The sequence below is a fragment of the Mycobacterium sp. genome, assembly GCF_049281135.1.
Classification (GTDB): domain Bacteria; phylum Actinomycetota; class Actinomycetes; order Mycobacteriales; family Mycobacteriaceae; genus Mycobacterium.
The window spans coordinates 1-6,223 of sequence record NZ_JBAPRN010000635.1 but is presented as its reverse complement, the minus strand read 5'-3'; the positions used below and the strand labels follow the sequence as shown (position 1 = coordinate 6,223).

At 66.9% G+C, this 6,223-nt stretch carries 5 protein-coding genes and 1 pseudogene; 5 read left to right on the top strand and 1 reads right to left on the bottom strand.

Going from position 1 to position 6,223, the window contains the following annotated elements:
• The 4 genes and pseudogenes from WAN02_RS25160 to WAN02_RS25145 form a co-directional block, all read left to right on the top strand.
• Positions 1-223: pseudogene (locus WAN02_RS25160) on the top strand (mycofactocin biosynthesis peptidyl-dipeptidase MftE); the annotation flags it as partial.
• Positions 220-1,632 (top strand): mycofactocin biosynthesis glycosyltransferase MftF, encoded by a 1,413-nt coding sequence (mftF, locus tag WAN02_RS25155; protein ID WP_422267501.1) that lies wholly within the window; start codon positions 220-222, stop codon positions 1,630-1,632. The pseudogene WAN02_RS25160 and the gene mftF, both read left to right, overlap by 4 nt.
• A 3-nt stretch (positions 1,633-1,635) precedes the next feature.
• Entirely contained in the window at positions 1,636-3,081 is a 1,446-nt protein-coding gene (gene mftG, locus WAN02_RS25150) for a mycofactocin system GMC family oxidoreductase MftG (RefSeq protein WP_422267503.1), read from the top strand.
• A 58-nt stretch (positions 3,082-3,139) separates the two neighbouring features.
• Positions 3,140-3,814 (top strand): TetR/AcrR family transcriptional regulator, encoded by a 675-nt coding sequence (locus WAN02_RS25145; protein WP_422267499.1) that lies wholly within the window; start codon positions 3,140-3,142, stop codon positions 3,812-3,814.
• Here the strand turns inward: WAN02_RS25145 and WAN02_RS25140 are convergent.
• A complete protein-coding gene (locus WAN02_RS25140; RefSeq protein ID WP_422267497.1) occupies positions 3,780-5,030 on the bottom strand; it encodes a cytochrome P450 in 1,251 nt (416 codons plus the stop codon). The genes WAN02_RS25145 and WAN02_RS25140 overlap by 35 nt on opposite strands.
• 114 nt (positions 5,031-5,144) lie before the next feature.
• On the opposite strand from WAN02_RS25140, the gene WAN02_RS25135 reads away from it, so the two are divergent.
• On the top strand, positions 5,145-6,223 hold a 1,079-nt coding region (locus tag WAN02_RS25135; protein ID WP_422267495.1), incomplete at its 3' end, for a carboxylesterase/lipase family protein.

The window sequence follows — 6,223 nt, the reverse complement described above, 5'->3', positions numbered from 1 at the left end:
CGTTCTGACCGACCGCTGGCGCGCTGGCAACGGCGCGCCGTTGTCCGACTTGCTGCCCTCGATGCGCAGCGGGGGAGTCGCGGCAGTCAGCGAGGTCGGGGTGCTGGGGGACCCAACCACCGCCACCGCCGCCGAGGGTGAGCGGATACTGATGGAGATGGTCGACGACTGCTTGCGCCGGATCCAGCGCTGGACCCCCGCAGCCGACGGGATGCTCACATGACCCAGGCGCGGTTGCCGGATGGATTTGCCGTGCAAGTCGACCGGCGGGTCAGGGTGCTCGGCCAGGGTGCGGCTTTGCTGGGCGGGTCGCCCACCCGGATATTGCGGCTGGCCCCCGCTGCCCAGGACATGCTTGCCGACGGCCGGCTCAAAGTCAGCGACGCGGTCAGCGCCGAACTGGCCCGGACCCTGCTCGATGCGACGGTGGCCCACCCGCGGCCGGCCGGCGGTCCGTCACACCGTGACGTGACCGTCGTAATTCCGGTGCGCGACAACACTTATGGCTTGCGCCGGCTGCTCACCTCGTTGCGCGGCTTGAAGATCGTGGTGGTCGACGACGGGTCATCGACGCCGATCACGCATGAGGATTTTGCCGGGGCGCATCCGAACATCGAGATTTTGCGGCACGGGCAGAGCAGGGGCCCGGCCGCGGCGCGCAATACCGGCCTCGCCGCCTGCAAGACGGGGTACGTCGCCTTCTTGGATTCCGACGTAATCCCGCGGCGCGGCTGGCTGGAAGCCCTGCTCGGCCACTTCTGCGACCCGACCGTGGCACTGGTCGCCCCGCGGATCGTCGGCCTGGCGCACACCGACAATCCGGTCGCGCGCTACGAGGCGATTCGCTCGTCGCTGGATCTCGGTCATCGCGAAGCTCCGATCATTCCCTACACCACCGTTTCGTACGTCCCCAGCGCCGCAATCATTTGTCGCACTTCGCCTTTACGTGATGTCGGCGGCTTCGACGAGACCATGCGTTCCGGTGAGGACGTTGACCTGTGTTGGCGACTGGTCGAGGCCGGGGCCCGGTTGCGCTACGAGCCGATCGCCCAAGTGGCGCACGATCATCGGACCGAATTGCGGGATTGGGTTGTACGCAAAGCGTTTTACGGTGGTTCGGCCGCACCGCTGTCGGTTCGTCACCCGGACAAGATCGCCCCGCTGATGATCTCGGGATGGGCTCTGACGGCCTGGATCCTGATGGCTATCGGCTCGAGCTTCGGATACCTGGCGTCTCTGTTCGTGGCGGGGCTGACCGGTCGTCGGATCGCGAAAAGCATGCAAGGCACCGAGACCCAGATGTGGGACGTTCTTACGGTGGCGGCCCGCGGCCTCTGGTCGGCGGCGTTGCAGCTGGCATCGGCGATCTGCAGGCACTATTGGCCGGTCGCGTTGGTGGCGGCCATTGCGTTCCGATCGTGCCGCCGGGTCGTGCTGGTCGCTGCGATCGTCGACGGTGTGGTGGATTGGGCCAGTCGCCGGCAATCCGCCGATGACGACGCCCAGCCGATCGGGCTACTGACCTACTTGCTGCTCAAGCGTGTCGATGACTTGGCCTACGGTCTCGGGCTCTGGTACGGCGTGGTGCGGGAGCGCAACATCGGTCCGCTCAAGCCGCAGATTCGAGTCTGAGTCCTGACAACAGCGGCATTGCACAGCGATGTCCTGATCATCGGCGCGGGAAGCGCTGGATCCATTGTTGCAAACCGTCTTTCGACTGACTCGCGCTGTTCGGTGGCTGTGCTGGAGGCTGGGATCGGCCTGGCCGATCCGATGCTTCGCGCCGAGACGGCGAACGGGCTGCGGCTGCCCATCGGCGCCGTCAGCCCGTTGGTCCAGCGCTACCAGACGCAACTCACCGATCGCCCGGCCCGCCGGTTCGCGATCATGCGCGGCGCGACGGTCGGCGGCTCAGGCGCCGTCAACGGTGGCTATTTCTGCCGGGGCCTGCGGCGCGACTTCGACGGCTACCGACTGCCCGGCTGGGGGTGGTCTGACGTCGTCGAGCACTTTCGCGCGATCGAGACCGATCTGGATTTCACCGGCCCTGCCCACGGCGATGCGGGCCCCATCGCCGTCCAGCGCACACGCGAAATCATCGGGAGCACAGCGACTTTTGTTGATGCCGCGCAGCGGCACGGGTTCGCCTGGCTACCCGATCTCAACGACGTGGACAAGCTCGCCGGTCTGCCATCAGGTGTGGGCGCAGTGCCGCTCAACATCGTCGACGGGACGCGGATCGGCCCGGGGGCCGCGTATCTGCTGCCCGCGCTGGGGCGCGCCAACCTCTCTTTGCTGACCCAGACGCGCGCCGTCCGACTGCGCTTCGCCGGCGGTCGTGCGGTCGCTGTGGACGCCATCGGGCCGGGCGGGCCGATCACGGTGACGGCCGATCGCATCGTGTTGTCGGCCGGTGCGATCGAATCCGCCCACCTGCTCATGCTTTCCGGTATTGGTGACGAGGCGATGCTGCGGACCGCCGGAGTAGACCTGGTGGCCCGGTTGCCGGTCGGTCTGGAATTCAGCGACCACCCGGAATGGGTGCTGCCAACGACCTGGGCGGTCGCAACCGGCCGGCCGGCGCTCGAAGTGGTGCTCAGCACGCCCGACGATGTGGAAATCCGGCCGTACACCGGTGGCTTTGTGGCGATGGTCGGCGATGGGACGGCAGGACACCCGGACTGGCCGCACCTCGGTGTGGCGCTGATGCGGCCGCGGGCTCGCGGCCGGCTGACCTTGGTCTCCGCGGATCCGCTGATCCCGCCGAGGATCGAACATCGCTACGACAGCGAGCCCGGGGACGTCGCGGCGTTGCAGGCCGGCTGCGATCTAGCGCGCGAAATAGTCGGCTCGACAACGCAAGTCGGTGCGCCCGGTTGGTCGACGTCGCAGCATCTGTGTGGCACGGCCCCGATGGGCGGCGTCGAAGATCCGTTGGCAGTCGTCGACCATCAGTGCCGCGTGCACGGTATCGGAGGGCTGTGGGTGATCGACGGGTCGGTGCTGCCGACCGTCACCGGCCGCGGCCCGCACGCCACCATCGCGATGCTGGGGCATCGGGCTGCGGAGTTCGTCAGCTGAATCGCCGCGCGGTCGGTATCGGACCCGGCAGGCGCTTTGCGTAGGCTGTTCAGATCGGATGAAGGAGGTGGTCAGCATCACCGACAAGACCGATCCTCGGCCGGCGCGTTCCCGGGCTCGGTTGCTGGAAGCCGCCACCGCCCTGCTTCGCACCGGCGGGCCGAGCGCAGTCACCGTCGACGCGGTCACGCGTGGCGCCAATGTGGCCCGGGCAACCCTGTACCGCCACTTCCCGAGCGGAAATGAGTTGCTGGCAGCGGCTTTCAGCGGCCTGATCCCGCCGGCGCCGATGCCTTCCGAAGACGGCACCCTGCGCGATCGGCTGATCGCAGTGGTGCTGGCATTCGGGCAATCGATCGCCGAGGCCCCGGGCATGGTGATGGCGATGAGTTGGCTGGCGCTCGGGCGAGACCTGGAGCAGTTGCCGGAATCGCGTCAGACCCGGACTCCCGACGGCCCCGCGATCACCACGCTGCGGGAACGGATCGCCCAGCAGTACGCCGCACCGTTCGACGCGATCTTCGACAGCCCCGCGGCCGCCGAACTGGGTGATATCGACCGCTCGCGGGCGATCGCCCTACTGATGGGCCCGGTGGTGCTGGGTCGGCTGTCCACCCTGCCCAACTTCGATTACCGGGAGTGCACGCGGGCTGCCGTCGATGGCTTCCTGCACGTGCAGCGCGCCCAGAACGCGGCGCTCAACGAACCTGGTAGCGAATCGGCAGGTGCTTGAGACCGCCGACGAACGTCGTCGAGATGAGCTCTGGGTCTCCGTTGAGCTCAACGGTTTTAAGCCGCGGCAGCAATTCGGTGAAGAAGCTGTTCACTTCCATCCGGGCCAGCGTGGCGCCCAGACAGAAGTGCACCCCGTAGCCGAATGCCAAGTGCTTGTTCGGATCACGTCCGACGTCGAAACGGAACGGATCGTTGAACACTTCTTCGTCACGGTTTCCGGAGACGTACGAGAGGTACACCGATTCGCCTTGTGCGATCGGCACGCCGCGTATCGAGGTGTCGGCGGTCGCGGTGCGCATGAATTCTTTGACCGGGGTCACCCAGCGGATCATCTCCTCGGTGGCCAGCGGCATCAAATCAAGGTTGTCGCTCAAGCGCTTTCGTTGATCGGGGTTTTCAATGAGGGCTTGCAGACCCCCGGCGATAGTCGCGCTGGTGGTGTCGTGGCCCGCGGTGGCGATGATGATGTAGTAGGAAGTGGTGTCGACGTCGGATAACGGTTCGCCGTCGACACGGGCGTTGGCGATGGCGGAGGCCAGATCTTCGGTCGGTTGCTCGCGGCGCGATGCGGTGAGCGCATTGAAATAGCCGATGAATTCGAGCAGCACCTGTAGCTGCTCCTCGAGCGTTGCGCCACGTTTGAACTCGTCATCGTCGCCGCCGAACAGTTCCTGAGTCAGCGCGAGCATGCGGGGAAAGTCCGACTCCGGCAAGCCCAGCAGCGACATGATCACATAGAGCGGGTAGTTCACCGCGACCTCTTGCACGAAGTCGCACTCGTCGCCCGCGGCCACCATCTTGTCCACGTAGATCTTGGCCAGTTCGTCGGCCCGGATTTTGAGCGCCCGCATCGCCTTCGGGCGAAACCAGTCCGCGCCGATCGCGCGCACCACGCGATGCTGCGGGTCGTCCATGTGGATCAGCGTGCGCAACCCCATTCCGGCGTCCAGTTGCCGGCGCGCCATGTCGTCGGCGGCAGCGGTGGCCAGCAACGGGCGCGGCTCGTTGATGAACAGATCGTTGGCCCGCTCGATGTGCGTGATGTCGGCGTGCTTGGTGATCGCCCAGAACGGCCGGTAGGGCCGGCTGTCGACCAGCGACACCGGCGCATGGGCGCGCAGGTGGGTCAGCGCCGCGTGCAGCCGCGGTTCGTCGGCATACGACGTTGGATCAGCGAATACCTTCGCGGCCTCGTCAATGATCGGTGCGCTCATCTACCTGTTCACCTGCCGCGTTGATCGGGATTTGTTGACACGTGTCAGGTTTAAGTCTCCGTGATTGCGGATTATCCGATGAGCACTTTCGGCTAATCCGTAGGCTGTCTTTTCGTGCCGATCCGATCATCTCGTCGCCGCCGGGCCTGGGCTGCCCTGCTGGTGACGGCTGTGACGGCGGTGGCTTGCGGGCACGGTGCCCTCGTCGCGCCCCGAAAGGTCGAACCGGCATACGCCGGTCCGCTGGATGCCGGCGTCGTGCGTACCGCGATGGGATCCGTGCGCGGGCAGGTCGCATCGGATTACCGCTTGTTCCAGAGCATTCCGTATGCGGCGCCGCCGGTGGGGCCGTTGCGGTGGCAACTGCCGCGGCCGGCGGCGCATTGGTCGGGGATGCTGGACGCCACCAAGGCCGGGCCGCAGTGCATGCAGGACACCGGACCCAATCCGCGGGTCGGCAAGCCGACCAGCGAAAACTGCCTGACGCTCAACGTCTGGACTCCGGCCCGCGGACAACACAACGACAAGCGCCCGGTGATGGTGTGGATTCACGGCGGAGGCTTCGTCAACGGCAGCGGCGACATCTATCACGCGCGTTGGCTGGCCGCGAGGGGCCACATCGTTGTCGTCACGATCAACTACCGGTTGGGTGCGCTCGGTTTCCTGGCCCATCCGTCGCTCGGTGCGCCCGGCACGGTGGGCAACTACGGGCTGGCCGACCAGCAGGCCGCGCTGCGATGGGTCCGCGACAACATCGCCGCGTTCGGCGGCGATCCGCGAAAGGTGACCATCGCCGGCGAATCCGCGGGCGGCATGTCGGTGTGCGATCATCTCATCGCGCCAGGGTCGGTCGGGTTGTTCCGCGCGGCGATCATCCAGAGCGCGCCCTGTCAGGCGCAGGCCGACCTGGCGGTCGGGCAGCGCGAGAGCGTGGATTATGCGATCGCGGCAGGGTGTCGCAATCCCGCCACCACCGCGCGGTGTCTGCGTGCGCTGCCGGCGACCCGACTCGAGCGGCCACCCTGGTACTACTTCATCGGCGACTCAGACGGGCTCTCCGGGCCGGTCACCGGAACGGCTGCGCTGCCGGACAATCCGATCGAGGGATTCGCTGCCGATCGGGCAGCCCGGGTACCGGTGTTGATGGGGGTCAACCATGACGAGTTCACGCTCTTCGCGGCGTTGCGGGCGTC